Below are 23057 nucleotides of genomic sequence, written 5' to 3'. Positions count from 1 at the left end.
GCCGTGACTGTGGCTCGTTTCCGTTCCGCCGTGATCGACTGCCCCGACCCGCTCGCACTCGCCCAGTTCTACGCGGCGATCGTGGGCGGCACACCCCGCGTGGAGGAGGTGGACTGGGTCGTCCTGGAGACGCCCGGAGCGCCGCGGCTCGCCTTCCAGCAGGCGCCCGGGTTCACGCCCCCGGAGTGGCCGCGGTCGGACCGCAACTCGCAGCAGTTCCACATCGACCTCGACGCCGGGTCGACATGGGAGGAGATCGACGCGGCGGAACAGGAGGTGCTGGCCCTGGGCGCGCGTCTGCTGCGGGCGGAGGACAAGGAGGACTTCCGGGTCTACGCCGATCCGGCGGGGCACCCGTTCTGCCTCTGCCGGATCGAGCACCCGTGACCGGCCGCCGCTAGGGCGTCGGCTCGCTCCCGTCGCAGATCCCGGCCTCCACGGGCGAGGCCGTCTCGTCCGGCTCGGCCCCGGCGCTCCCCGCGCCCTTCGAGGCCGACCCGGACGGCGCCGGATCGTCCAGCTCGATGGGTATGTCCCCGTGCGCGTCCGGCACCCCCGGCGGGGTCTCGCCCGGCCCGTACCGCGGCGGGGGCGCGGACTCGTAGCCCGGCAGATCCTCGGGCCTCGGCACGTCTCCGTCCGTCTCGCGGGCCTCGGAGGTGCAGGTGGCGGTGGTGGCGGTCTTTCCAGTCGCTCCGGTCGCTCCGGACGCTCCGGTCGTGACCTGCTGGGTGCCGCAGCCGGTCAGGGCCGCCACGCCGAGCGCGACGACCAGGGCATGTCCCGCAAGGGATCTCGATCTCATGGACGCATCATGCAAGGCACGGGTCGGCGCCCACATGAGTACGCGTACCCAGGTCGGACCCCCGGTGCGGCTAGCCGTCCAGGTCGGAGATCTTCGCCGTCGACGGCTCGCGGCGCTCCCGGGCCGCGCGGGCCGCGAAGTCGGCGCCGCGCAGCACCCGCTGGACGTTGCCCCAGGCCAGCAGGGCGATGTCGGACTCGGACCAGCCGCGGCGGAGCAGTTCGGCGATGAGGTGCGGGTAGCAGGAGGCGTCGGCGAGGTCCTGCGGGTGGGCGGTGCCGGCGTCGTAGGTGCCGGACAGGCCCACGCACCCGGCGCCCGCGAGGGTGCGGACGTGGTCGAGGTGGTCGGCGACGTCCCGGACGGACGGGCCGGTCTGCTCGGCGGTGAGCGGCACCATGCACAGCCCCTTGGCGGCGCCCAGTTCGGTGAGCAGGTCGTCGGGGAGGTTGGCCGGGTGGGGGCGCAGGGCGCGGGCGGCCGAGCGGGTGCACACGACCGGCGCCTTGGAGACGGCCAGGGCGCGGCGGACGGTGTCGGCGGAGGCGCCCGAGAGGTCGGCGAGCACACCGAGCCGGTTCATCTCGCGCAGCACCTCCTCGCCGAACCGGGTCAGCCCCGCCTCGCTCGCCCAGCTCACGCCGGTCAGGGTGAGCACGCGCAGACCGAGGGCGTGCAGCGAGCGCAGGATGCCGAGCGAGTCACCGAGCGCGGCCGCCCCGGCGGGCCCGAGCAGCACGGCGACCCGGCCGCAGTGCCGTACGTCGGCGGTCTCCCCGGCGGTACGGGCCAGCCGCAGCCCCTCCGGGTGGCCCCGCACGACGGTCTTCACCAGGTCCAGCTGCTCCAGGGTGGCGCCCACGGCCCGGTCGCCGCCGATGCTCTCGGGCAGATGCAGCGACCAGAACAGCGCGCCGACATGCCCTTCCCGCAGCCGCGGCACATCCGTGTCGACGGAGCTCTCGCCGAGCTCCAGGTCGAACCACGGCAGATGCCGCAGCGCCCACGGCAGCCCGCTGTACCCGTCGGCGACGGGATGCGCGGCGAGGATGGCGTGGGCCCGCTCCAGGGGCTCGGTGTCCGGGTCGGAGACCGGTGTGTAGGGCTCCGACTCGACGAACGGGTCGGGCAGGTCGTCGAGCTCGCCGACCTCGGTGGTGGTGTGCAGTTCGTCCTGGAGGTCTGCCATGGCGGGCTCCGTACGTCGTGATCGGCGGCAAGATCCGCAGTACGGTCACCGTCGCACGGTGGACGGAAGGCTTCCTGGTGAGCGGGGCGTTCGGGGGTACTCAGCCGTCCCGGGCCACCTGGATGACCTCGTCCAGGGTGTCCCGGGAGCGGACCAGGTCGGCGATCATCCCGTCGATGCGGTCGCGCTCGGCGGTGAGGTCGGCGACGAGCCGCGCGGTCGCGACGGCGGAGGGGCCGCCGTCGGTGTCCCGCATACAGGGCAGCAGCTGGGCGATCCGGTTGCTGTGCAGTCCGGCCGCGAACAGCTCCTGGATCCGCACGACCCGGTCGATCGCCGCCTCCGGGTACTCCCGGTGCCCGCCGGCGGTGCGGTCGGCAGCCAGCAGCCCCTGCTCCTCGTAATAGCGCAGCGACCGCTCACTCACCCCGGTCCGCCGGGCCAGTTCACCGATCCGCACGATCCCCTCCGCGTGTCCGTCAGCCGTCGAGCGAACCGATCGTCGCATTGGACGGCGGGCGCGTCACCCGAAGCTCCCTCGCCACGTCCTCCGCCGCGCCCAGTACCCGTACCGCGTTCTGCCAGGTGAGCTTGGCGAGGTCGGACCTGGACCAGCCGCGGTCGAGGAGCTCGGCGATGAGGTTGGGGTAGCCGGAGACGTCGTTCAGGCCGTCGGGGGTGAAGGCCGTGCCGTCGTAGTCGCCGCCGATGCCCAGGTGGTCGATGCCGGCCACCTCGCGCATGTGGTCCAGGTGGTCGGCGACGGTGGACACCGTGGCGATGGGGCGCGGGTGCCGCTCCTCGAAAGCGCGGTGCACCTTCATCGCGTCCGGGGTGGTCGCGAGGTGGTGGAAGCCGTGCGCGCGCATGTTCTCGTCCGCGGCGGCGGTCCAGTCGACCGCGGCCTGGAGCACGAACTTCGGCACGAACGTCACCATCGCCATGCCGCCGTTGCCGGACAGCCGTTCCAGGACGTCGTCGGGGATGTTGCGCGGGTGGTCGCAGACCGCCCTGGACGACGAGTGGGAGAAGATCACCGGAGCCTCGGAGGTGTCCAGCGCGTCCCGCATCGTCGTCGCCGCCACGTGCGAGAGGTCCACGAGCATGCCCTCGCGGTTCATCTCCCGCACCACCGCGCGGCCGAAGGCCGACAGCCCGCCGACGCGCGGCGCGTCGGTCGCCGAGTCCGCCCAGTCGTTGTTGTCGTTGTGGGTGAGCGTCATGTAGCGCACGCCGAGCGCGTACAACGCGCGTAGCGTGGCAAGGGAGTTGGCGATGGAGTGGCCGCCCTCGGCCCCCATGAGGGAGGCGATACGACCCTCCGTGCGCGCCGCCTCCATGTCCGCCGCCGTCAGCGCGGACCGCAGGTCGGCCGGGTGCCGGTCGATCAACTGCCGTACGCAGTCGATCTGTTCCAGCGTCGCCGGCACCGCGTCCGGCAGATCGGAGCGGACGTACACCGACCAGTACTGCGCGCCCACGCCACCGGCCCGCAGCCGTGCGAGGTCGGTGTGGAGGTGGGCGCTCTGGTCGGTGGCGATGTCCCGGGCGTCGAGGTCGTAGCGGACCTGTTCGCGCAGCGCCCAGGGCAGGTCGTTGTGGCCGTCGACGACCGGGAACTCGGCGAGGAGTTCCCGGGCTGTCTCCTGCGAGGACACGGCGGTCACTTCCCCGATCCGAAGCCGAAGCCGTTGCCCGGCGTCTCGACCTTGGCGCGCAGCCGCCTGCCCTTCTCGGTGGCCTGGTCGTTGAGTTCCTGCTGGAACTCCTTCATCCGGCCGAGGAGTTCCTCGTCGTGGGCGGCGAGGACACGGGCCGCGAGGAGGCCCGCGTTGCGGGCGCCGGCGACGGAGACGGTGGCGACGGGCACCCCGGCGGGCATCTGCACGATGGAGAGCAGCGAGTCCATGCCGTCCAGGTACTTCAGCGGCACCGGGACGCCGATCACCGGCAGCGGGGTGACGGAGGCGAGCATGCCCGGCAGATGGGCCGCGCCGCCGGCGCCCGCGATGATCACCTTGATGCCCCGTCCGGCCGCCTCCTCGCCGTACGCGATCATCTCGCGCGGCATCCGGTGGGCGGAGACGACGTCGACCTCGTACTCGATCTCGAACTCGTCGAGTGCCTGGGCGGCGGCCTCCATGACGGGCCAGTCGGAGTCCGACCCCATGACGATGCCAACAACAGGGCTCATTCGGTGATCGTGCCTCTCAGGTAGCCGGCTGCGTGACGGGCGCGCTCCAGCACGTCGTCGAGGTCGTCGCCGTAGGTGTTGACGTGGCCGACCTTGCGTCCGGGCTTCACGTCCTTGCCGTACATGTGGATCTTGAGCTGGGGGTCGCGGGCCATGCAGTGCAGGTACGCGGAGTACATGTCGGGGTAGTCGCCGCCGAGGACGTTCGCCATGACCGTCCACTTCGCGCGGGGGCGCGGGTCGCCCAGCGGCAGGTCGAGGACGGCCCGGACGTGGTTGGCGAACTGGGAGGTGATCGCGCCGTCCTGGGTCCAGTGGCCGGAGTTGTGCGGGCGCATCGCGAGTTCGTTGACGAGGATGCGTCCGTCGCGGGTCTGGAACAGCTCGACGGCGAGGTGGCCGACGACGTCCAGTTCCTTGGCGATGCTGAGCGCCATCTCCTCGGCCCTGAGGGCGAGGGCCTGGTCCAGGTCGGGCGCCGGGGCGATCACGGTGTCGCAGACCCCGTTGACCTGCTGGGACTCCACCACCGGGTAGGCGACGGCCTGGCCGTGCGGCGACCGTACGACATTGGCCGCGAGCTCGCGGACGAAGTCGACCTTCTCCTCGGCGAGGACCGGGACACCGGCCCGGAAGGGGTCGGCGGCCTCCTCCGCCGAGTCCACGACCCACACGCCCTTGCCGTCGTAGCCGCCGCGGACGGTCTTGAGGACGACCGGGAAGCCGTCCCCCTCCGCCGCGAAGGCGACCACGTCAGCCGGGTCGCTCACGATCCGGTGCCGTGGGCACGGCACCCCGATCGCGTCGAGCTTGGCTCGCATCACGCCCTTGTCCTGGGCGTGCACGAGCGCGTCGGGCCCGGGGCGGACGGGGATGCCGTCCGCCTCCAGGGCACGGAGGTGCTCGGTGGGTACGTGTTCGTGATCGAAGGTGATCACATCGCAGCCCCTCGCGAAGTCACGCAGCGTGTCGAGATCGCGATAGTCGCCGATGACGACATCGCCTACGACCTGCGCCGCGGAATCCTGAGGGGTGTCACTGAGGAGCTTGAACCTGATGCCGAGCGGGATGCCTGCCTCGTGTGTCATACGAGCGAGCTGACCCCCGCCGACCATGCCGACTACCGGGAACGTCACGCTCCTAGGGTATCGGCCACATCGCGACGGCCGGTTTCCGCACCTTGAGCACGCGATTTCCGCCGATCTGGCCCGAAACCCGCACCCGTCTTCACGCCCCGTTCCCCATCCGTGAGCTCGTCCACAGGCGTTTGCACAGGGGGGTGGTTAGCATGGCTTGGTTGACGAAATCGGACGGACGGGGGCTTGCACGACCATGGGACGTGGTTCCTCGGCGCTTCATGCGGCGCCTCCGAGCGCGGTACGACAACGCGTCGACCGGCTCGTGCGCGAGGCCGCCAAGTTCGGCGCCGTGGGCGGAGCGGGTCTGCTCGTCAACCTTCTCGTCTTCAACCTGGTGCGGCACACGACCGACCTCCAGGTGGTGCGCGCCAGTGTGATCGCCACGGTCGTCGCGATCATCTCGAACTACATCGGCTTCCGCTACTTCACGTACCGGGACCGCGACAAGAGCGGCCGGACCCGGGAAATGACCCTGTTCCTGCTGTTCAGCGCGGTCGGTCTGGTGATCGAGAACGGCGTGCTCTACGCGGCGACGTACGGCTTCGGCTGGGACAGCCCGCTCCAGAGCAACATCTTCAAGTTCCTCGGCATCGGCATCGCCACCCTGTTCCGCTTCTGGTCCTACCGGACCTGGGTCTTCAAGGCCCTGCCCGGGCCCGAGCTGATCGCCGGCGCGGAGTCGCTCCTGGCCGGGGCGGAGGCGGCCAAGGCCCGGCGCCTCAAGCAGCGGGTCGGCTGAGCCGCCCGGTCACCGTACGGTCGGTTCCGTTTCCGCTGTCGGCTTCTCCACCGGCGTACGCGACAGGAACAGCCCGAACACCGCCGGCTGCGCCTGGAGCATCTCCAGACGCCCTCCGTCGGCCTCCGCGAGGTCCCGGGCCACGGCGAGGCCGATACCCGTCGAGTTCCGCCCGCTGATGGCCCGCTCGAAGATCCGTGCCCCCAGGTCCGCGGGCACCCCCGGCCCCTCGTCCGTGACCTCGATGACCGCCTGGTTGCCGGTCACCCGCGTCCGCAGCGCCACCGTGCCGCCCCCGTGCATGAGCGAGTTCTCGATCAGTGCCGCCAACACCTGCGCCACCGCGCCCGGGGTGCCGACCGCCCGCAGATGCCGCTTGCCGGAGCTCACGATGGCGCGGCCCGCGCTGCGGTAGGCGGGGCGCCACTCGGCGAGCTGCTGCTGGATGACCTCGTCGAGGTCGAAGGAGACCGCGGAGCCGGTACGGGGGTCGCGGGAGTTGGTGAGCAGCCGCTCCACCACGTCCGTCAGGCGTTCCACCTGTGTGAGCGCGATGGTGGCCTCCTCCTTCACCGTGTCCAGGTCGTCGGTGAGGGTGATCTCCTCAAGGCGCATGGACAGCGCGGTGAGCGGGGTGCGCAGCTGGTGGGAGGCGTCCGCCGCCAGGCGCCGCTCCGCGGTGAGCATGCGGGCGATGCGCTCGGCGGAGGAGTCCAGGACGTCGGCGACCCGGTCGAGCTCATGGACGCCGTAGCGCTTGTGGCGGGGACGCGGGTCGCCGGAGCCGAGCCGCTCGGCGGTCTCGGCGAGGTCGGTCAGCGGCGACGCCAGCTTGTTGGCCTGCCGTACGGCGAGCAGCACGGCCGCGATCACCGCGAGCAGCGCCACCGCCCCGATGATCAGCAGGGTCCGGCCGACCTCCCGGGTCACCGACGAGCGCGGCTCCTGGACGGTGACCGTCTCGCCCTCCTCGCCCGTCTCCGTGGCGCTGATGACGTCCCCGGTCGCCTTGGTCCCGACCTCGATGACGGGCTCCCCGGGGATCCGGATCACGGCGTACCGCTCCCCGGCGACCTGCTCCCTCAGCACCTGCGCGTCGACGGTCTGCTCCCCGAGCAGCCGGCTGTCCACGATGCTGGCCAGCCGCACGGCCTCGGAGTCGACCCGCTCCTGCGCGCTGTTGCTGATGGTCCGGGTCTCGACGATGACGAGGCTGACGCCAAACACCGCGATGACGACGAGCACGACAGCGAGGGTGGACTGAATGAGACGGCGACGCACAGAGCCCTCCGGGCGGGTTACTTCTGGAGACCGGTGCGGGTGACCCACCTAGGGGCGCGGGGAACTGCGCGACCAGCCACAGACGGCCCGCACGGACAACACAACACGCGGGAGCTAGCTCTTCTCGAACCGGAACCCGACACCACGCACCGTGGCGATGTACCGGGGATTCGCCGCATCATCACCGAGTTTCTTCCGCAGCCACGAGATGTGCATGTCCAGCGTCTTGGTCGACGACCACCACGTCGTGTCCCAGACCTCGCGCATCAGCTGGTCACGCGTGACCACCCGCCCCGCGTCCCGCACGAGAACCCGCAGCAGGTCGAACTCCTTGGCTGTGAGCTGAAGCTCCTCGTCCCCCATCCACGCACGGTGCGACTCGACATCGATCCGCACGCCGTGGGTGGCCGGCGGCTGCGCCGGCTCGGCCGCACCGCGCCGCAGCAGGGCCCGGACACGGGCGAGCAGCTCGGCGAGCCGGAACGGCTTGGTCACATAGTCGTCGGCACCGGCGTCGAGCCCCACGACGGTGTCCACCTCGTCCGCCCGCGCGGTCAGGATGAGGATGGGCACGGTGAGGCCTTCGGCGCGCAGTCGGCGGGCCACCTCGAGGCCGTCCATGCCGGGGAGTCCGAGGTCCAGCACGACCAGATCGATGCCGCCCTGGATGCCGGCGTCGAGCGCGGTGGGGCCGTCCTCGCGCACCTCGACCTCGTACCCTTCCCGGCGCAGTGCGCGGGCCAGCGGCTCCGAGATGGACGCGTCGTCCTCGGCGAGCAGTACACGGGTCATGAGCTGATGGTAGACCGCGCATGACAGAAGCTGGGGTGTGATCGCAAGCCCGTGATTCTTACCATGGGGCGTTCTGGTACGAACCTATGTCTTGATGGTGAGAACCTGGTAAGGACCTTAGAAAAGGTGTGTACGGTTCCGCGGACACCTGTGATCCATCTCTCAAGTCCTTCCATTTCCGGCACTGTCCTGCCGTATGGTGAAAGACGCCTTTAGCAGCATGGGGACCTTTGGCAAGCAGTTGACGCTGAAGGTCTCTTTTGTGTCCGGGCGGGCCACCGCCGGCCTGGAAACACGTTGCGCGTCCCCACCAGCAAGGAACGACCATGGCGTCCAGCCTGACGAAGGACTCGGCCCGCCCGGGCACCCCCGGCACCGAGCAGACCTTCTTCGGCCACCCCCGCGGACTGGCCACTCTCTTCATGACCGAGATGTGGGAGCGTTTCTCCTACTACGGCATGAGGGCTCTCCTCCCGCTGTACCTCGTCGCCCCGGGCGGCCTCCACCTCAGCGCCGCGACGGCGACCGCGATCTACTCCGTGTACGTGTCGCTGGTGTACCTGCTCGCGCTGCCCGGCGGCTGGTTCGGCGACCGCGTGTGGGGCCCCCGCAAGACCGTCGCCGTCGCCGGTGGCGTCATCATGCTCGGCCACCTCACCCTGGCCCTGCCGAACTCCGGCACCTTCTACGCCGGTCTCGGCCTGGTGGCGATCGGCTCCGGTCTGCTGAAGGCCAACATCTCGACGATGGTCGGCCACCTCTACGAGGGCAAGGACGACCCGCGCCGCGACGGTGGCTTCACCGTCTTCTACATGGGCATCAACCTCGGCGCCTTCGCCGCGCCGCTGGTCATCGGCACCATCGGTGAGAACGTCAACTGGCACCTGGGCTTCGCGCTCGCCGCGCTCGGCATGGCGCTGGGCCTCGGCCAGTTCCTCATCGGCTCCCGCCACCTCGCGGACCGCTCCAGCGTCGTCCCGACGCCGCTGTCGGCGCAGGAGAAGGCCTCCACCCTCCGCAAGTCGGCGATCTGGGCGGGCATCGCGGTCGTCTTCTACGCGATCGTCGGCTTCTCCGGCCACTACACCCTGAACTGGATCCTGGTCCCGCTGACCCTGCTCGGCCTGATCATCCCGGTGATGGTGCTGGCCCGCATCAAGCGCGACAAGGACCTGGACCGCACTGAGCAGCGCTCGATGTCGGCGTACATCTGGTTCTTCGTGGCCGCGGCCGTGTTCTGGATGATCTACGACCAGGGCGGCTCGACCCTGTCGATCTTCGCCGACTCCTCCGCCGACAACACCATCTTCGGCTGGGAGTTCCCGGTCTCCTGGTACCAGTCGGTCAACCCGGTCCTGATCATGGCGCTGGCCCCGGTCTTCGCCTGGTTCTGGCTCGCGCTGAACCGGCGCGGCAAGGAACCGAGCACGATCGTGAAGTTCTCCTCGGGTCTGGTCCTGGTCGGCGCGTCCTTCTTCCTGTTCCTCGCTCCGCTGTCGATCGCCGACGGCGGTCACAAGGCGGCCGCGGCCTGGCTGGTGGCGATCTACTTCGTCCAGACCGTCGGTGAGCTCCTGCTCTCCCCGGTCGGCCTGTCGGTGACGACGAAGATGGCCCCGGCCAAGTACGCCTCCCAGATGATGGGCGTCTGGTTCCTGGCCGTCACCGCCGGTGACGCCACGACCGGTCTGCTCTCCATCGCCGGCGTCGACCTGAACAAGACGGGCATCGTCGCCCTGGAGGCCACGCTCGCCGTGGTCGCCGGTGTCGCGATCTGGATGTACCGCAACCGCGTCAAGGAGCTCATGGGCTCCGTCCGCTGACGTTTTCTTCGAACGAAGGGCCGCCGCACCACCCGGTGCGGTGGCCCTTCGGGGTTTTCCGGCCGCGCTCCAGGGCCGCACCACACCATCGGGAGCATGCGTCGTACGTTCCTGTCGGTGGCCGCGGCCCTCGGCTTCCTCATGTCGTCGTCCGGCACGGTCGTCGAGGCGGTCCCGGAGACGATCCCGTACGGCGGCCACGAACGGCAGACCCTCACGGTCTACGGCGACCGGGGCGCCCCACCGCTGGTGATCCTGCACGGCGGGTACTGGGCCGAGGACGCCGACTGGAGCCGTACGGCACGGTGGCTGGCGGCCCGGGGCTTCCGCGTCTACGAGACCGACTACCGCCTGAACACCGACGCCCGCTGGCCCGCGCAACGCGAGGACGTCCGGGCGGCCCTGCGCTGGATCGCCGCCGACTCCCCCGGCCGGCCCCTGCTGCTCGGCTCCTCCGCGGGCGGCCAGCTCGCCCTGGACGCGGCGACGTACGGCGCGGGCGGAGCCCTGGTGCGCGGCGTGGTGGCCCTGTCCCCGGTCGCCTCCCCCTACCGCGCCTGGGTGGACGGCGGCCGCCCCGGAGCCACGGCCCAACAGCGCCGCTTACGCCAGGAGGCACGCCGCCTGGTCGGCTGCGACCCCGACCGCACGGGCCCCCGCTGCTGGTCCCGCTGGGGCGACCTCGCGGCCCGCGCCCACGCCTCGGGGGCGGACGACGCCCCGATGCTGCTGATCCACTCGGAGCGGGACTTCGTACCTGCGGCCCATTCGACGGAACTGGCGGCGGCGGAACGGAGACTGGGCCACCAGGACGTCACCGTACGCGCGCTGGAGGGCGCCTCACATGGAGGCGCCCTCATGAGCCAGGCGAGGGAACTGGTCCTGAGCTGGCTGTTGAAGCACGCGTAGGCACCAACCCACCTAGGGGCGCGGGGAACTGCGCGACCAGCCCCCACCGGCCGTCAGACCCATCACCGCAGACGCCGCCGCCCCGGAAGGAATGTGAACACAGCCGCACCGAGCAAGACGGCCGTACCGGCCACCAGCCCCAGGGCCTTCAAGGCGTCGTGATCCTCAGAGCCCGTCGCGGCGAGCCCACCCGAGGACGACGGACCACCGCCCGTCGACGACGAACCACCGGCCGCCCCACCCTCCTGCTCGGTCGTGTCCAGGGTCAGCGACACGGACGTCTTGTCCGGCGTGCACGTCGTCGTCGTACCGAGCGCCTCGATCGTCAGCACCCCCGGCGACAGCGTCGACTCCCCCGTCGCCCCCGGCTTGTACGTGCCGGTCATGTCCGGGATCTCGATCGGATCGCCCGCCTTGATGTCCTCCGCGTTGGTCGGCCCCTCCACATGCACCGAGCCCTCGTCGTCGCCGCCGAGGACCACCTCCATGGACGGCTTGATCGAGTCCTTGGGGATGTTGGCCGGGCTGTTCATCGGCGACTTCTTGAACTGCACGGTGAGACCGAAGCCGCCGCCGTCCTTCTTGGCGTTGATCTGGATCGTGGAGGTCGCCTTCTGCGTGCCGATGGGCGACTCACAGGTGTAGGGGATGTCGACGACCTCACCGGTGAAGTCGGTCTGCCCGCCGTCGGTCTCGGACGGAGTGGCCGAAGGGCTCTCCGTGGCGCTCTCCGACGGCGACGGCGACGGGGTCTCGCTCTCGGTCGGACTCGGGCTGGGGCTCGGTGACGAAGTCCCGTCCCCCGCCTCGACCTTGATGGTCGCCGCCGACGACACGGGCTCCGTCGGCGTGCAGTTCGTGTCCGTGCCGAAGGCGGTGATCTTGTACGCGTCCGGCGTCAGCGTCACCTCTCCGGGTGCCGTCAGCTTCAGGGTGCCCTTCATGTCGGAGAGGACCATGTCGCCGCCCTTGGGGATGGCCGGGTTCTCCTGCGGCCCCTCCATCGGGAGGTCGGTGGTCTGGGCGCCGGCCGCCTTGAGGGTGCCGGACGGTTTGACGGAGTCGGCGGGCAGGTCGATGAGGTCGGGGTTCTTGGAGGCGGCCTGGACGAACTTCCACACCACCTCGACCTCGTCACCGACCTTCGCGGTCGCCGGTGCGGTGATCTCCACTTTGGTGGTGCCGTCGACGGGGTCGAGCCCTGAGGCGGCGGGCGGTACGCACTTGGTGGCGAACGACACCTCGGCGGCCTGCGCGGGCACGGCGGCCACACCGATCAGCGCGCCCGCACAGCCGAGGGCGAACGCGACTCTCGCGCGGCCCGGCAGGACTCTCCTTCGCTGTCTCACGTGGATCCCTTTCTGGTGGGGGTCGTCGAGTTGTCGTCGTGCGGTGCGGAGAGCCGACCGGCCGCGCCCGGATCGGAGTCCGGGGTGAACCACGGCAGGGTCGAAGAAGGCGGCGGCTCCCGGTCCGGGGTGTGCAACCCGGGGAGCCGCAGGGTGAGTTCGGGCAGTCGCAGCCGGACCGGGGTCCTGGCGCGGCCGGACCGGTGCGGCCGTACCCGGTCGATCACGGCCATCCCGGCCCGGAACAGCGCGGCGGGCACGACCAGACAGACCAGGACCCAGAACAGGGTCACGCCCCAGGGCCGGCCCACACCCCAGGGCTGTTCGGCGAGGACCTTGCCGCCGTACTTGAGGGACACGGTGTAGTCGCCGTGCGCGCCGCCCGTGAGCTCGACGGGCAGTTCGATGCGCGCCTTCTTGCCGGGCTCGATCGTGCCGCGCCACGGCTGCTCCTCCCACTGCGGCGCGAACACGCCGTGGGAGGTGCCGACCTGGAAGACGGGGTTCTTGATCTCCGAGGTGCCGACATTGCCGACGGTGAAGACGAGGGTGCGGACCGGCGGTGACCCGAACCAGGTCAGCAGTCCGCCGGAACCGTCGAGCCGGGTGTCGGTGAGCACCGACAGCCGCCCGCCGGAGGCCTCGGCGGGAAGCGGCTCCACCGCGTGCCCGGCGACCTGGAAGATGGCGTCGGCCTCGGCCTTCGCCCCGGTCACCGTCGCCACATGCACCACACAGGGGCAGGGCACGGGCGGCTCGGCGACCGGCAGCTTCTTGCTGAACCGGCCGTCGGCGTCCGTGGTGACGGCCCGACCGTCCGCGTTGGCACAGGAGTTGGTGCCGCCGGGCACCCCCCGCGACGGCACGGCCTGTCCGCAGACCAGGATCATCAGCAGTGCCTTCGCCCGCCAGCCGCTGCCGGTGACGGTGATCGAACCGCCGGTCCCCGCCTGGGACTTGGAGAGCTTCACGGTGGGCCGCTCGGCGCCCTGAGCGGCGGGCGGCACCGCGACCGACACCAGCGCCAGGAGCACCGTCAGCACCAGAACGCGCACCTTCACGACACCGCTCCCGTCAACTCGACCTCGGCACAAGAAGGTTCGGACGCGTCGGACTTACGGCGCCTTCGACGTCGTACGACGAACAACGCACCCCCGGCCGCCACCGCCCCGGCGACCCCCGCCCCCCACGGCCCGCCCCCCGTCGACACACTCGCCGCGTCCCGCACCCCACCCGCCGCCGTCACCGTCACCCGCACCTCGACGGAGTCCCACGCGGGCCGGTCCCACGGCTCACTCAGCTCCATCCGCCGCCCCGGCGCCAGCTCGGCGGGAAGCGTGCGCGGGGCCCGATCGAGCACCCGCCCGAAGACACCGTCGCCACGGACCGCGACCGTGGGCACGAGCGGGGTCGTACCCCGGTTGACCAGCTCGTACGTGATCCGATCACCATGCACGGCAAGACGCTCGACGGTCAGCGCGGCCACCCTGGGCACAACGGCCCGAAGGTGAACGGCCACCCGCCGCGTACGCCCGTCGGATCCCCGCACCACGATCCCGGCGACCCCGTCCTCCTCCGGAACGGTCACGGTGAAGGGCACCTCGGTACGGGTGCCGGGGGCCAGCCGGAGCCGATCGTCGACAAAGGTGACGTCGACGCCCTCACCCCTCAGCGAGACGTCGACCGAACCTTCGCCGCGATTGGTCAGCGCCACCGTGTCCTGAAGCACGACCCCGGGCTCACCCTCGCCATAGAACGCGGGCCGCTCTTCGCCGGAGGGCACAACGGACCACCCGTCGGCGGCAGTCGCGGCCGTGACGGTGGTCAGCAGGGTGAAGAAGGTCAGGCCCAGCACGCGAAGGGCGAACGACATCGGCGGCTCCGTAAATCATGCGTTGCGATACCGCGCCCCGTCAGGGGCGCGGGGAACTGCGCGACCAGCCACAACGGCGCCGCAGCCGCAAGAAGCCATGGCGCGGCAGCTTCGAAGGCGCACTTCATCCGGCGGCAGAACGCCGACGCCTCCGCGTCACCCACAACGACCCCGCCGCCCCCACCAGCAGCACCGTGCCCCCCAACGTGCCGAGCGCGATCGCCGAATCCTCAGGCCCGGTCTGCGGAAGCGAGTCACCGGAGCCGGATCCGGACTCACTCTGCGTATCGCCGCCCCCACCACCCGAGGCGGTCACGTCGAGACTCAGCGACGGCCCAGGACTGTTCGTCGGCGTACACGTAGTCGTCGTACCGAGCGCGATGATCGTCAGCACCCCCGCCGTGAAGGTGACCTCCCCGGACTCCTTCGGCGTGTACGTCCCGCTCAAGTCATTGATCTTGATGGGGGTGTTGGCGGGCACCACCGCCTGATTGGCGGGGCCGGTCACCTTCAGGGTGCCCTTGTCCGCGCCACCGAGCTGGATGACCGCACTCGGCTTCATCGACCCCTTGCCCAGATCGACCGGGCTGGACGAGACGCCCTTCTGCCAGGACATGGTGATCTTGTATCCGCTGCCGCTCTTGACGCCCTTGATGTCGATGGGCGAGACGGCGCTCTTGTCGCCGATCGGCGTCTTGCACTGGTACTTGACGTCGACGACCTCGGCCCGGGCGGCGGGGGCGGCCATCAGCACCACCGAGCCGACCAGGGCCGCGGTGGACGCGAGCGCGGCGGTTCGTTTCCGGTACGACACGGTTCCGCTCCCTTACTCGTTTCCCTGACTGGTTCCTGCCTTGCGCGAGTACCTGACGGCACATCAGATGGGCCGTCAAGGTACGCCCGGGCTCGCGAGGAGGGAAGACAAGGTGCGCGCCGGAGTTGTGACGATCCGGCGCGCACGCAAGGGGGTTCGAGTGGAGAGCTAACCCCGGGTAACCCGAGGACGGAGGAGTTCGGGGGCTCCCCAGCGCCTCAGCACCCGCGGCACCTCGACGGTTCCGTCGGCCCGCTGGTGCTGTTCCAGGAGGGCGGGCAGCAGCCGGCTGGTGGCCAGGCCCGAGGCGTTGAGGGTGTGGACGTGGGCCGACTTGCCGCCGCTCTCGGGCCGGTAGCGGATGCCGCCGCGCCGGGCCTGGTACTCGCGGGCGTTCGACACCGAGCTGACCTCGGCGTACGTGCCGAGGCTCGGCAGCCACACCTCGACGTCGTAGGTCTTGGCCTGGGCGGGGCTGGTGTCCCCGGCGGCGAGCTGGGTGACCCGGAAGTGCAGCCCGAGCCCGGCGACCAACTCCTCGGCGCGGGCGAGGAGTTCCCGCTGGGCCGCGTCCGAGTCCTCGGGGCGGGCGAACTGGAACAGCTCGACCTTGTTGAACTGGTGGCCGCGCAGGGTGCCGCGGTCGGCGGTGCGGTGGCTGCCGCTCTCCTTGCGGTAACAGGGCGTGTAGGCCACGTACTTGAGCGGGAGGTCGGCCTCGTCGAGGGTCTCGCCGCGGTGCAGGTTCACCAGGGCGGTCTCGGCGGTGGGCAGCAGGAAGTGGTCGTCGTCCGTACGGAAGACCTCGTCGGCGAACTTCGGGAACTGGCCCGCCGTATAACCGGCTTCGTAGGTGAGCAGATGCGGCGGCAGCACGAACTCGTAGCCCGCGCGGCGGTGGGTGTCGAGGAAGTGGTTGAGCAGCGCCCACTCCAGGGCGGCGCCCTCGCCCCGGTAGACCCAGTAGCCGCTGCCGGCGAGCCGGGTGCCGCGTGCGTGGTCGACGAGGCCGAGCTCCTCGGTGAGCCGGACGTGGTCCTTGGCGTCGAAGCCGAACTCGGGCGGGGTTCCGGTGACCCGTACGACCTGGTTGTTCTCCTTGCCGCCCGCGACGACGTCGTCGTCGGGGAGGTTGGGCAGGGCGTCCAGGAACGTCCGGTGCTCCTGCGCCAGCCGGGTGAGCTCCGCCTCGGCCGCGGCGAGCCGGTCGGTCAGCTCCTTGGCGTCGGCCCGCAGCCCGTCGGCGGCTTCGCCGGCCCGGTGCCGTACGGCGATGTCGGCCGAGATCCGCCGCCGCTCCCCGCGCAGCCGCTCCACGGCGGTACGGGCCTCGCGGAACGCGGCGTCCAGGGCGAGGAAGGCGGGGATGTCGGCGTCCACGGCCCGCTTGCGCAGGGCGCTCCGGACGCGGTCGGGGTGCTGTCGGATGAGGGTGACGTCGAGCATGGTGCGCGCTCCGTCCGGTTCTGCCGGAACGGCAGGCGCCGCCCCGGGGTGGGTCCCTCGGGGCGTGGGCGAGAGGGTGCTCGCGGTGCCACCACGCCTTCACCGCCGTAGAACCGCGATCCCGCGGCCGATACGACGGTCTCGTTCAGGCCCGGTGACGGGGGCCGGCCGGCGGGGCATTTCCTCCCCGCACTCGGGAGTGGATTCGCACCGGGACCGCGAGGCCGCCTTCACAGCCGGCGGCGGCTCTCTCGACTCGCGTGGCCCGGGGCTACTTGTCTCCGTCAGCGCGTTGCGGTCGAGGGTAGGGGGCCGGGCCCGGCGGGCCAACCGGATTACGCCGGTGCGCCCAGCTCCGCCCACACCTTCTTGCCCGCGAGTCCGGGGCTGCGGACCACGCCCCAGTCCAGGCAGAGGCGCTGCACGATGAACATGCCGTGGCCGCCGGGGCGGCCCGCGCGGTGCGGGGTACGGGGGGCCGGCTGGCCGGTGCCCTTGTCGGAGACCTCGATGCGGATCACCTTGTTGTCGAGCGCGATCCACAGCTCGTCGGGGCCCTCGGCATGCAGACAGGCGTTGGTGACCAGCTCGGAGACGACGAGCAGCACATCCTCGGCGGCGGCCCGCTGGTCGGCGGTGGCGGCGGGCAGCCAGCCCCACGCGTACAGCGCCTGACGGGCGAAGTCGCGGGCCAGGGGGACGACGCCGCTCGCGCCGTCGAAGCTCAGACTGCGGACCTGCCGGCCCGCCGGCGACTCGGGCGGCACGGCCGCACCCCCTTCGGACACCCCGGAAGCGCCGTCGGCCGCCGGGCCGCGGTCGCCCGGCGAGAAAGGCCGGGTGCTGCTCATCAGCGCTTCACCTCACCGATTCACCAGTTCACGATTCAATAGTCGGAGTGCAGTACGTAGATCGACGTTGGATCCGTCGCCGCGCCTGACGCCTTTTTCAGGATGTCTCCTGCCCGACCGGACGGGCGGAACACCCCTTGTTTCGGCACACGTCTTTCCTCGCGAGGGCGGGACGCGTGGCGAGCACCGGTCGCACGGGGACGCCCGGGGCACCGCGAGGCCCGACGGACCGGCTCAGCCGGTCTCGTCGGCCAGGGCCGCTTCGAGCGTGTCATGGACGGTGAAGACCGCGTCGGCGCCGGTGATCTCGAAGACGCGCGCCACCACGGGCAGCATCCCCGCGAGATGCACCCCGCCACCAGCGGCCTCGGCCTTCAGTCGTGCGCCGAGCAGTACGTTGAGCCCGGTGGAGTCACAGAACTCCAGACGCGAGCAGTCCACCACCAGCCGGTTGAAGCCGTCGTCGAGGCAGGCCTCGAGTGGCTCACGCAACAGATCGGCGGTGTGGTGATCCAACTCACCCGCCGGGGTCACGACGGCGCTGGCGCCTTGTTTCCGCACCTCGACCAGAAGCCGGCCAGACTGTGCGCTGCCGACCGTCCCGCGGTCCATGCCGTCTCTCTCTCCCGACGTCGTGCCTGCCCCTGACGCCCACGAACACTACGCCTTACCTCCACGCCCTGACACCCGAACATCTGCACAGAAACGGACATATCCGAACAGAATGCACTTGCGGTCAGGTCGCGAAAGCGGGTAGGGCTAGTAAGGACACGTACTCGACACGGCCGGCTTTGGAGGCGCCGCACACCGCAGTGCACGCAAATGGCTTCGGCAGCCCATATGCCGAGAACGATGGAGGACATCATGTCACCCCGGCTCGACGCCTCGCATACCCAGACGGCGACGTCGACATCCCCCCCGGAACATCTGGATCCCATCGAGCAGGACGACCCACTTGCCGGGCTTCCGGAGATCCCCCCGTTCGACGAGGTGGGGCCGGTGGACGCACGGGCCCTGTCCAAGACGCTCTTCGCGCGGCTGGAGTCGCTGGAGGAGGGCACCCACGAATACTCGTACGTCCGCAACACGCTCGTCGAACTCAACCTCGCCCTGGTCAAGTTCGCCGCCTCCCGCTTCCGCTCCCGCAGCGAGCCGATGGAGGACATCATCCAGGTCGGCACGATCGGCCTGATCAAGGCGATCGACCGCTTCGAACTCTCTCGTGGCGTGGAGTTCCCCACCTTCGCGATGCCAACCATCGTCGGTGAGATCAAGCGCTTCTTCCGCGACACCTCGTGGTCGGTGCGGGTGCCTCGCCGGCTCCAGGAGCTGCGGCTCGACCTCGCCAAGGCGGGCGACGAGCTGGCCCAGCAGCTGGACCGCGCGCCGACGGTGGGTGAACTGGCGGAGCGCCTCGGCCTCACCAAGGACGAGGTCGTCGAGGGCATGGCCGCGTCCAACGCGTACACGGCCTCCTCCCTGGACGCCCAGCCGGAGGAGGACGACGCCGAGGGCGCCCTCGCCGACCGGATCGGCTACGAGGACCACGGCATCGAGGGCATCGAGTACGTGGAGTCCCTCAAGCCGCTGATCGCCGAACTCCCGCCCCGGGACCGGAAGATCCTCTCCCTGCGGTTCGTGGCGGGCCTGACGCAGTCCGAGATCGGCGACGAGCTCGGCATCTCGCAGATGCATGTGTCGCGCCTGCTGTCACGGACGCTGGTACGGCTGCGGAAGGGACTCACGGTCGAGGAGTGACCCCGCCGGTGCGAGCGCGGGGCATGGCTGTCGTGAGCACGGGGCGTGCGGGCGGATCTGGCGTTTCGGTCAGATCTCGCGCACGCCCCGTCGCCATACCCCGGCGACCAGCGGGACGCCCGGCCGGTAGGCCAGGTGCACATGGCTCGGGGCGTCCAGGAGGGTGAGGTCGGCCCGGGTGCCCGGAGCGAGGCGGCCGATGTCGTCGCGGCGCAGGGCCGCCGCGCCGCCCGCCGTGGCCGACCAGATCGCCTCGTCGGGGGTCATGCCCATGTCCCGTACCGCGAGAGCGACGCAGAACGGCACGGAGGAGGTGAAGGACGAGCCCGGGTTGCAGTCGGTCGACAGGGCCACCGTCACGCCGGCGTCCAGGAGACGGCGGGCGTCCGGCCACTGTGCGCGCGTGGAGAACTCGGCGCCGGGCAGCAGCGTGGCGACGGTGCCGCCGCTCGCCAGGGCGTCCACGTCGGCGTCCGTGAGGTGGGTGCAGTGGTCGGCGCTGGCCGCGTCGAGTTCGACGGCGAGCTGGACGCCGGGGCCGTAGGAGAGCTGGTTGGCGTGGACGCGCGGGTGCAGGCCCTTGGCCTTGCCCGCCGTGAGGATCGCGCGGGCCTGGTCGCCGTCGAAGGCGCCCTTCTCGCAGAAGACGTCGATCCAACGGGCGTACGGGGCGCAGGCGTCGAGCATCTCGCCGGTGACGAGGTCCACATAGGCGGCCGGGTCCTCGGCGTAGTCGGGCGAGACGATGTGCGCGCCCAGGTAGGTGACCTCCTCGGTGTGCGCGGCGGCGATGCGCAGGGCGCGGGCCTCGTCCTCGACGGTCAGTCCGTAGCCGGACTTCGTCTCGAAGGTCGTGGTGCCCTGGCGGAGGGCCTCGGCGAGGTAGCGGGTGAGGTTCGCTTCGAGCTCGGCGTCCGTCGCGGCACGGGTCGCCGCGACCGTCGTACGGATGCCGCCCGCGCTGTACGCCCGGCCCGACATCCGGGCGTTGAACTCCTGCGTCCGGTCGCCCGCGAAGACGAGGTGGGAGTGGGAGTCCACGAAGCCGGGGACGACCGCCCGGCCGCCCGCGTCGACCCGGTTGTCAGTGGCGGGTGCTTTGCTTTGATCACCGGTCCACACGACGCGGTCGCCCTCGATGACGACGGCCGCGTCCTGGATCAGTCCGAGGGCGGATCCGTCACCGAGGGAGGGGTCGTTGGTGACCAGCGTGGCGATGTTGGTGATGACAGTGCTGCTCATCGTGTCCTCGTGGGCTTCGGTGGGGGTCAGCCGCGCAGGGCTTCGACTGCCTGCGCGAGGGCTTGGGGCACATCCGGTACGAGGGTGTGGGCCCCGTCGCGTACGACGTGCCGTCCGCCCACGATCGTGTGCCGTACGTCCGCTGCCGTCGCCGCGAATACGGCCGTCTCGGCGCCCAGCCTGGGCAGCGGGCCCGCTGTCCTGACCGAGTCGAGCGCGACCGTCGTCAGGTCGGCGAGCGCGCCGGGCTCGATGGTGCCCGCCTCGTCCCAGCCGAGGGCCGCGTGACCGTCGGCGGAGGCGGCCCGTAGCAGCGCGGCGGCGGTCCAGTGGCCCCGGGTGCGGGTGCGCAGACGCTCGTTGAGCTCCATCGCCCGTGCCTCTTCGAGCAGGTCGATGACGGCGTGGCTGTCGGAGCCGAGGGAGAGCGGGGAGCTGGCCCGCTGGAGGGCCACGGCCGGTCCGATGCCGTCCGCGAGGTCCCGCTCGGTCGTCGGGCACATACAGGTGCCGGTGCCGGAGCCGCCGATCAACGCGATGTCCTCGTCCGTGAGGTGCGTGTTGTGGACGCCGGTGGTGCGGCGGCCGAGGACGCCGTGCTCGGCGAGCAGCTGGGTGGGGGTGCAGCCGTGGGCCGCCTGGCAGGCGTCGTTCTCGGCGGTCTGCTCGGACAGATGCACATGGAGCGGGGCCCGCCGCTCCTCGGCCCATCGCGCCACGGTCGCCAGCTGGCCGGCGGGCACGGCCCGTACGGAGTGGATGGCCGCCCCGATCCGCGCGTGATCCCGTTCCTTGAGAAGTGAAGAGCGTTCGGCCCAGGCGTCCGCGCTGCCGTCGGAGAAGCGCAGCTGGTGGGTGTTGGGGACCTGCCCGAAGCCGGAGGAGAGGTAGGCGGTGTCGAGGAGGGTGATGCGGATGCCCGCGTCGGCGGCGGCCGCGATCAGGGCCTCGCCCATGGCGTTGGGGTCGGCGTAGGGGGTGCCGCCGGGGGCGTGGTGGACGTAGTGGAACTCGCCGACCGCGGTGATGCCGGCCAGGGCCATCTCGGCGTAGGTGGCGCGGGCGAGGGCGTGGTAGGTCTCCGGGGTCAGTCGATCCGCGAAGGAGTACATGACCTCGCGCCAGGTCCAGAAGGTGCCGGAGCCGACCTGGACGGTGCCGCGCAGGGCGCGGTGGAAGGCGTGCGAGTGCGCGTTGGCGAGGCCGGGGAGCGTGAGGCCGCGCAGGATCTCGGCACCGGGGGGCGGGGTGGGTGTGTCGGTGCGGACGGTGGTGATGCGGCCGTCCGCCGTCTCGACGGCCACGCCCGGCTCGACGTGGGTGTCGAGCCAGGCGTGTTCGAGCCAGTAGGTCTTCGGGGTCACCGGCAGGCCAGCCCTTCCAGTACGTCGGCGAGTGCGAGTACCCCGGCCACGCAGTCGTCCTCCGCCGCGAACTCGGCCGGGGAGTGCGAGATGCCCGTGGGGTTGCGTACGAACAGCATGGCGGTCGGGATGTCCCCGGAGAGGATCCCGGCGTCGTGTCCGGCGCCGGTTCCCAGGACGGGGACCTTGAGGTCGGTGCCGCTGCCGAGGATGCGGGCGAGTTCGTCGCGCAGGGCGTGGTCGAACTCGACGACGGGGGTGAAGGACTCGCGGACCACGTCGAGGTCGATGCCGTGGGCCGCCGCGTACTCGCGGGCGGCCTTCTCGACCCCGCCGACGACGGCGTCCAGGCTCTCCTGGTCGGCGGCGCGGGAGTCGAGCCAGCCGCGCACGAGGGACGGGATGGCGTTGACGCCGTTCGGCTCGACGGAGATCTTGCCGAAGGTGGCGACGGCCCCGGCGAGTTCGGCCTCGCGGCGGGCGGCGAGCACGGTCTCGGCGTACGACAGCATCGGGTCGCGCCGGTCGACGAGCCGGGTGGTGCCGGCGTGGTTGGCCTCGCCCCGGAAGTCGAAGCGCCACCGCCCGTGCGGCCAGATGGCGCTGGCGAGCCCGACCCGGTCGCCGGACAGGTCCAGCGCCCGGCCCTGCTCGACGTGCAGCTCGACGAAGGCGCCGATGCGGGAGAGCCGCTCCGGGTCCGCGCCGATGGCGTCGGGGTCGTACCCGGCGGCCTCCATGGCCTTCGGGAGCGTGATCCCGTCCCCGTCGGTCAGCCGGTGCGCCTGCTCCACGGTGAGCTGTCCCGAGGTGAGCCGCGACCCGACACAGGCCAGCCCGAACCGGGCGCCCTCCTCGTCGCCGAAGTTGACGATGGCGAGGGGCTTGGTGAACGTCGCCCGGCGGGCGCGGAGTTCGTCGAGCGCGGCGAAGGAGGACACGACGCCGAGGGGGCCGTCGAAGGCACCGCCGTCCGGCACGGAGTCCAGATGCGATCCGGTGACGACGGCGTCCCCGGCCGAGGGGTCCCCGAGCCAGGCCCACTGGTTGCCGTTGCGGTCCAGCTCATAGTCCAGCCCGCGAGCCTCGGCCTGCTCCTTGAACCAGGTCCGGCACTCGGCGTCGGCACCGGTCCAGGCGTAGCGGCGGTAGCCGTGGGAGTCGGCGTGGCGGCCGATGGGGCGGAGCTCCTTCCACATGGTGTGGAAGGAACTGCCGGTCGGGCCCCCGGCCTGCGGGCGGCCCTCGTGCTGCGTCACGCGTCGCCACCTTCACGCATCGGCACCCGCACGCCCCGCTCGTCGGCGACCGTCTCCGCGATGTCGTAGCCGGCGTCGACGTGCCGGATGACGCCCATGCCGGGGTCGTTGGTCAGCACCCGGCGGAGCTTCTCGCCGGCGAGCTTCGTGCCGTCGGCCACGGACACCTGGCCGGCGTGGATGGAGCGGCCCATGCCCACGCCGCCGCCGTGGTGGATGGACACCCAGGA

Annotated in this window: 23 protein-coding genes and 1 pseudogene; 5 read left to right on the top strand and 19 right to left on the bottom strand. The window is 71.3% G+C overall.

Annotation, left to right across the window (positions count from 1 at the left end; translation table 11 throughout):
- Nucleotides 1-3 precede the first annotated feature (3 nt).
- Nucleotides 4-387, top strand: a complete 384-nt coding sequence (locus ACFY0U_RS43485) for a VOC family protein (RefSeq protein WP_388645744.1) — start codon at nucleotides 4-6, stop codon at nucleotides 385-387.
- Between the two features lie 10 nt (nucleotides 388-397).
- Here the strand turns inward: ACFY0U_RS43485 and ACFY0U_RS43480 are convergent, their stop codons facing one another.
- From ACFY0U_RS43480 to ACFY0U_RS43455, 6 genes are all read right to left on the bottom strand, one after another.
- The gene (locus ACFY0U_RS43480; RefSeq protein ID WP_388645742.1) at nucleotides 398-805 is read right to left on the bottom strand and encodes a hypothetical protein; all 408 of its coding nucleotides are present in this window, start codon (nucleotides 803-805) and stop codon (nucleotides 398-400) included.
- A gap of 70 nt (nucleotides 806-875) precedes the next feature.
- Complete coding sequence (locus ACFY0U_RS43475) at nucleotides 876-1994, bottom strand: dipeptidase (protein WP_388645741.1); 1119 nt, start codon at nucleotides 1992-1994, stop codon at nucleotides 876-878.
- A 100-nt stretch (nucleotides 1995-2094) separates the two neighbouring features.
- A complete protein-coding gene (locus ACFY0U_RS43470; protein WP_388645739.1) occupies nucleotides 2095-2454 on the bottom strand; it encodes a MerR family transcriptional regulator in 360 nt (119 codons plus the stop codon).
- 19 nt (nucleotides 2455-2473) lie between these two features.
- Nucleotides 2474-3652: a dipeptidase gene (locus ACFY0U_RS43465; RefSeq protein ID WP_388645815.1), complete on the bottom strand. Its 1179-nt coding sequence runs from the start codon at nucleotides 3650-3652 to the stop codon at nucleotides 2474-2476.
- A 5-nt stretch (nucleotides 3653-3657) separates the two neighbouring features.
- Nucleotides 3658-4188: a 5-(carboxyamino)imidazole ribonucleotide mutase gene (gene purE, locus ACFY0U_RS43460; protein ID WP_388645737.1), complete on the bottom strand. Its 531-nt coding sequence runs from the start codon at nucleotides 4186-4188 to the stop codon at nucleotides 3658-3660.
- The gene (locus tag ACFY0U_RS43455) at nucleotides 4185-5324 is read right to left on the bottom strand and encodes a 5-(carboxyamino)imidazole ribonucleotide synthase (protein ID WP_388645735.1); all 1140 of its coding nucleotides are present in this window, start codon (nucleotides 5322-5324) and stop codon (nucleotides 4185-4187) included. Before ACFY0U_RS43455 ends, purE begins: the two co-directional genes overlap by 4 nt.
- Nucleotides 5325-5520: 196 nt before the next feature.
- Here ACFY0U_RS43455 and ACFY0U_RS43450 point away from each other — a divergent pair, with 196 nt between their 5' ends.
- Nucleotides 5521-6066, top strand: coding sequence for a GtrA family protein (locus ACFY0U_RS43450; protein WP_388645734.1), 546 nt, complete (start codon nucleotides 5521-5523; stop codon nucleotides 6064-6066).
- Between the two features lie 9 nt (nucleotides 6067-6075).
- On the opposite strand, the gene ACFY0U_RS43445 is transcribed toward ACFY0U_RS43450, so the two are convergent.
- Both ACFY0U_RS43445 and ACFY0U_RS43440 read right to left on the bottom strand, forming a co-directional pair.
- Nucleotides 6076-7347 carry an ATP-binding protein gene (locus ACFY0U_RS43445; RefSeq protein WP_388645733.1) on the bottom strand — a complete coding sequence of 424 codons (1272 nt, stop codon included), beginning with the start codon at nucleotides 7345-7347 and terminating at the stop codon, nucleotides 6076-6078.
- Nucleotides 7348-7461: 114 nt separating this feature from the next.
- Nucleotides 7462-8139, bottom strand: a complete 678-nt coding sequence (locus ACFY0U_RS43440) for a response regulator transcription factor (protein WP_171140613.1) — start codon at nucleotides 8137-8139, stop codon at nucleotides 7462-7464.
- A 326-nt stretch (nucleotides 8140-8465) separates the two neighbouring features.
- On the opposite strand from ACFY0U_RS43440, the gene ACFY0U_RS43435 reads away from it, so the two are divergent.
- Together ACFY0U_RS43435 and ACFY0U_RS43430 are read left to right on the top strand one after the other, a co-directional pair.
- On the top strand, nucleotides 8466-9962 hold the full coding sequence (locus ACFY0U_RS43435; RefSeq protein WP_388645732.1) for an oligopeptide:H+ symporter: 1497 nt from the start codon (nucleotides 8466-8468) through the stop codon (nucleotides 9960-9962).
- Between the two features lie 96 nt (nucleotides 9963-10058).
- Nucleotides 10059-10871 carry an alpha/beta hydrolase gene (locus ACFY0U_RS43430; protein ID WP_388645730.1) on the top strand — a complete coding sequence of 271 codons (813 nt, stop codon included), beginning with the start codon at nucleotides 10059-10061 and terminating at the stop codon, nucleotides 10869-10871.
- Nucleotides 10872-10933: 62 nt separating this feature from the next.
- Here the strand turns inward: ACFY0U_RS43430 and ACFY0U_RS43425 are convergent, their stop codons facing one another.
- From ACFY0U_RS43425 to ACFY0U_RS43395, 7 genes are all read right to left on the bottom strand, one after another.
- Complete coding sequence (locus ACFY0U_RS43425) at nucleotides 10934-12220, bottom strand: hypothetical protein (protein WP_388645729.1); 1287 nt, start codon at nucleotides 12218-12220, stop codon at nucleotides 10934-10936.
- Nucleotides 12217-13281 carry a hypothetical protein gene (locus ACFY0U_RS43420; RefSeq protein WP_388645728.1) on the bottom strand — a complete coding sequence of 355 codons (1065 nt, stop codon included), beginning with the start codon at nucleotides 13279-13281 and terminating at the stop codon, nucleotides 12217-12219. The genes ACFY0U_RS43425 and ACFY0U_RS43420 overlap by 4 nt, the downstream gene beginning before the upstream one ends.
- The gene (locus tag ACFY0U_RS43415) at nucleotides 13278-14093 is read right to left on the bottom strand and encodes a hypothetical protein (RefSeq protein WP_388645726.1); all 816 of its coding nucleotides are present in this window, start codon (nucleotides 14091-14093) and stop codon (nucleotides 13278-13280) included. Before ACFY0U_RS43415 ends, ACFY0U_RS43420 begins: the two co-directional genes overlap by 4 nt.
- 124 nt (nucleotides 14094-14217) lie before the next feature.
- A complete protein-coding gene (locus tag ACFY0U_RS43410; RefSeq protein ID WP_388645724.1) occupies nucleotides 14218-14907 on the bottom strand; it encodes an LPXTG cell wall anchor domain-containing protein in 690 nt (229 codons plus the stop codon).
- Nucleotides 14908-15075: 168 nt separating this feature from the next.
- Complete coding sequence (serS, locus tag ACFY0U_RS43405; RefSeq protein ID WP_388645722.1) at nucleotides 15076-16353, bottom strand: serine--tRNA ligase; 1278 nt, start codon at nucleotides 16351-16353, stop codon at nucleotides 15076-15078.
- Between the two features lie 335 nt (nucleotides 16354-16688).
- A complete protein-coding gene (locus ACFY0U_RS43400) occupies nucleotides 16689-17204 on the bottom strand; it encodes an ATP-binding protein (RefSeq protein WP_388645721.1) in 516 nt (171 codons plus the stop codon).
- Nucleotides 17205-17438: 234 nt separating this feature from the next.
- Nucleotides 17439-17816 carry an STAS domain-containing protein gene (locus ACFY0U_RS43395; RefSeq protein ID WP_361538025.1) on the bottom strand — a complete coding sequence of 126 codons (378 nt, stop codon included), beginning with the start codon at nucleotides 17814-17816 and terminating at the stop codon, nucleotides 17439-17441.
- A 240-nt stretch (nucleotides 17817-18056) separates the two neighbouring features.
- Here ACFY0U_RS43395 and ACFY0U_RS43390 point away from each other — a divergent pair, with 240 nt between their 5' ends.
- Complete coding sequence (locus ACFY0U_RS43390) at nucleotides 18057-18962, top strand: RNA polymerase sigma factor SigF (RefSeq protein WP_388645719.1); 906 nt, start codon at nucleotides 18057-18059, stop codon at nucleotides 18960-18962.
- A gap of 69 nt (nucleotides 18963-19031) precedes the next feature.
- Here the strand turns inward: ACFY0U_RS43390 and hutI are convergent, their stop codons facing one another.
- The 4 genes and pseudogenes from hutI to ACFY0U_RS43370 all read right to left on the bottom strand — a co-directional run.
- Complete coding sequence (gene hutI, locus ACFY0U_RS43385; RefSeq protein WP_388645717.1) at nucleotides 19032-20204, bottom strand: imidazolonepropionase; 1173 nt, start codon at nucleotides 20202-20204, stop codon at nucleotides 19032-19034.
- 26 nt (nucleotides 20205-20230) lie between these two features.
- The gene (locus ACFY0U_RS43380; RefSeq protein WP_388645715.1) at nucleotides 20231-21568 is read right to left on the bottom strand and encodes a formimidoylglutamate deiminase; all 1338 of its coding nucleotides are present in this window, start codon (nucleotides 21566-21568) and stop codon (nucleotides 20231-20233) included.
- The gene (locus ACFY0U_RS43375; RefSeq protein WP_388645713.1) at nucleotides 21565-22827 is read right to left on the bottom strand and encodes an allantoate amidohydrolase; all 1263 of its coding nucleotides are present in this window, start codon (nucleotides 22825-22827) and stop codon (nucleotides 21565-21567) included. Before ACFY0U_RS43375 ends, ACFY0U_RS43380 begins: the two co-directional genes overlap by 4 nt.
- A pseudogene (locus ACFY0U_RS43370) lies at nucleotides 22824-23057 on the bottom strand (urocanate hydratase); the annotation flags it as partial. The gene ACFY0U_RS43375 and the pseudogene ACFY0U_RS43370, both read right to left, overlap by 4 nt.

Origin of the sequence: Streptomyces sp. NPDC001536, from assembly GCF_042894505.1 — a bacterium.
GTDB lineage: Bacteria > Actinomycetota > Actinomycetes > Streptomycetales > Streptomycetaceae > Streptomyces.
The sequence above is the reverse complement of the archived record's forward strand: the minus strand, read 5'-3'. Positions and strand labels throughout refer to the sequence as shown.

What these genes read in the sequence shown, in the direction of transcription:
- ACFY0U_RS43480 (WP_388645742.1), bottom strand. Translation starts at nt 805, where the DNA reads ATGAGATCGAGATCCCTTGCGGGACATGCCCTGGTCGTCGCGCTCGGC.
- ACFY0U_RS43475 (WP_388645741.1), bottom strand. Translation starts at nt 1,994, where the DNA reads ATGGCAGACCTCCAGGACGAACTGCACACCACCACCGAGGTCGGCGAG.
- purE (WP_388645737.1), bottom strand. Translation starts at nt 4,188, where the DNA reads ATGAGCCCTGTTGTTGGCATCGTCATGGGGTCGGACTCCGACTGGCCC.
- ACFY0U_RS43450 (WP_388645734.1), top strand. Translation starts at nt 5,521, where the DNA reads ATGGGACGTGGTTCCTCGGCGCTTCATGCGGCGCCTCCGAGCGCGGTA.
- ACFY0U_RS43440 (WP_171140613.1), bottom strand. Translation starts at nt 8,139, where the DNA reads ATGACCCGTGTACTGCTCGCCGAGGACGACGCGTCCATCTCGGAGCCG.
- ACFY0U_RS43435 (WP_388645732.1), top strand. Translation starts at nt 8,466, where the DNA reads ATGGCGTCCAGCCTGACGAAGGACTCGGCCCGCCCGGGCACCCCCGGC.
- ACFY0U_RS43430 (WP_388645730.1), top strand. Translation starts at nt 10,059, where the DNA reads ATGCGTCGTACGTTCCTGTCGGTGGCCGCGGCCCTCGGCTTCCTCATG.
- ACFY0U_RS43415 (WP_388645726.1), bottom strand. Translation starts at nt 14,093, where the DNA reads ATGTCGTTCGCCCTTCGCGTGCTGGGCCTGACCTTCTTCACCCTGCTG.
- serS (WP_388645722.1), bottom strand. Translation starts at nt 16,353, where the DNA reads ATGCTCGACGTCACCCTCATCCGACAGCACCCCGACCGCGTCCGGAGC.
- ACFY0U_RS43400 (WP_388645721.1), bottom strand. Translation starts at nt 17,204, where the DNA reads ATGAGCAGCACCCGGCCTTTCTCGCCGGGCGACCGCGGCCCGGCGGCC.
- ACFY0U_RS43395 (WP_361538025.1), bottom strand. Translation starts at nt 17,816, where the DNA reads ATGGACCGCGGGACGGTCGGCAGCGCACAGTCTGGCCGGCTTCTGGTC.
- ACFY0U_RS43390 (WP_388645719.1), top strand. Translation starts at nt 18,057, where the DNA reads ATGGAGGACATCATGTCACCCCGGCTCGACGCCTCGCATACCCAGACG.
- hutI (WP_388645717.1), bottom strand. Translation starts at nt 20,204, where the DNA reads ATGAGCAGCACTGTCATCACCAACATCGCCACGCTGGTCACCAACGAC.